Genomic DNA, 1,658 nt, shown 5'->3' on the forward strand with positions numbered 1-1,658 from the left:
GCCGGATCGATCGCACTCGCATACTTACCTCCGAGATCCATATTTATCGTCTGGGTCACTCGAGCGACGGTCGTGATGTCGGGATTGTGTAAAGTTAAGCGATACATTTTACGGTTCGTAAAATTCTCCTGGATAATATCTTTCTCAATCAAAGCGCCGCTGGTCACTACACCCACTGTAGAGTGGCCGCCTTTACCTTTGCTTACGGAGACAGCTCCCTGAGCCACGGCATAAACTGTTTGGTCCGCGGCTTTTAAAGGAGACTGAACAAGAATTCCCCCTTCGAGGCTAGAGCTATCACCGATCGAACTGACTGTGATATCCATACGATTCCCCGCGCGAGCAAACGCTGGCAACGTCGCGGTAATCAGTACTGCGGCCACGTTCTTTTTTGCGACCTGCTCATCATCAACTTTTATGCCCAACTTCTCGAGCATGCGCTTCATACTTTTATTTGTAAATTCGGACTTGCTGTCCCCCGTACCCTTAAGACCGACGATAAGGCCGTAGCCAACAAGTTGATTGTCTCGAACGCCACGAACGTTCGCCATATCTTTCAGACGAACGGCGTGAGCCATGGGAGTCAGCAATAGCGCCACTGCAAAGGTGATTAAAAATTGAATCATTACAGCTCCTCGGTTTTCTTTTCGCTGACGATATCAAATGTCGGATCCATCAGAGATTCAGCGCTAATACCTTTTTCATCAAAGTCGTCGGGTTTAACCATTCCAGCTACCACTAACTGATACTCCCGCTTTCCGATCATGAATGGTTTTGTTCCTCGAACTCGATAGCTCCCGTCTTTAAGGATATCGGTAATTCGCGTTGGCACGGAGCGGATCGGAAAGTCCTTCGCTTTTTGTAATGCTTGTACTTCTTCTTGCTCATCGGAGATCGTACGAAGGGCCTTCGCTTGCTGAGATTTCTGCTCGGCAATTTGCGCTTCGGTCAGTCCATTCTCTTCAGGAACGACTTCGTCGGTATCGGCTACCGATGCGGGTGCGCGATTCTGAACCCCTTTTTGAGACTTCGGATCAAAAATAGGCTCTGGCTTTTTCTCGAACTTTTTAAGTTCGTCTTGCTTGGCTCGGATCTCCTGGCTTTGATCATTAAGAATTTGTGCCAAAAGTTTTGCGATGGTCGATACCTTCATTTGAACTTGCTCTTTAGGATATCCGTCAATATTGACGTTGAGCAAATCCCCCAAAAGCCTTTGATTATTGTTCGCAAAAAGAAATGAGGATTGTCCACGGCTCACCCAAAGTGATCCAGAGCCCTCGCCCAACATCGAATCGTCTTCTAAATTCTTTTTTGTCATACGATGAGGCTCGTCCGTCTTTGGAGGCTCGGTGATCGCTGTCGTCGACATTTCCTGTCTTTCGAACAAAGAGCAGTTCACTAAAAAGAGGCATGATAAGAGAAATAAATATTTTCTCATTGAATTCTCACTTTCCCGGGACCAATCACTTCTGCGGTTACATTTTTATTTGTTTTAGAAAGACGCACCGGAATAAAATCACCCATCTTGGCATCTTTCGTCGGAGTCCCCGTTGTCTCTACGGAGATCGCGCCTTTTACGATTTCGACTTTAATTGTACGACCGGCTCGAATGATATGGCGTTCGCGAAGGTCATCGATGTAAACAATCTGGCCCTTGG

Annotated in this window: 3 protein-coding genes; all 3 read right to left on the reverse strand. The window is 46.9% G+C overall.

The window, feature by feature from the left end; translation table 11 throughout:
- A partial coding sequence (locus tag K2Q26_06585; protein ID MBY0315165.1) for a flagellar basal body P-ring protein FlgI occupies positions 1-626 on the reverse strand: 626 nt, incomplete at its 3' end.
- Positions 626-1,438 carry a flagellar basal body L-ring protein FlgH gene (locus tag K2Q26_06590; protein MBY0315166.1) on the reverse strand — a complete coding sequence of 271 codons (813 nt, stop codon included), beginning with the start codon at positions 1,436-1,438 and terminating at the stop codon, positions 626-628. The genes K2Q26_06585 and K2Q26_06590, both read right to left, overlap by 1 nt.
- Positions 1,435-1,658 (reverse strand): flagellar basal body P-ring formation chaperone FlgA (gene flgA / locus K2Q26_06595; GenBank protein MBY0315167.1); only part of this gene is annotated, 224 nt, incomplete at its 5' end. The genes flgA and K2Q26_06590, both read right to left, overlap by 4 nt.

The sequence above is a fragment of the Bdellovibrionales bacterium genome (assembly GCA_019750295.1).
Taxonomy (GTDB): domain Bacteria; phylum Bdellovibrionota; class Bdellovibrionia; order Bdellovibrionales; family JAGQZY01; genus JAIEOS01.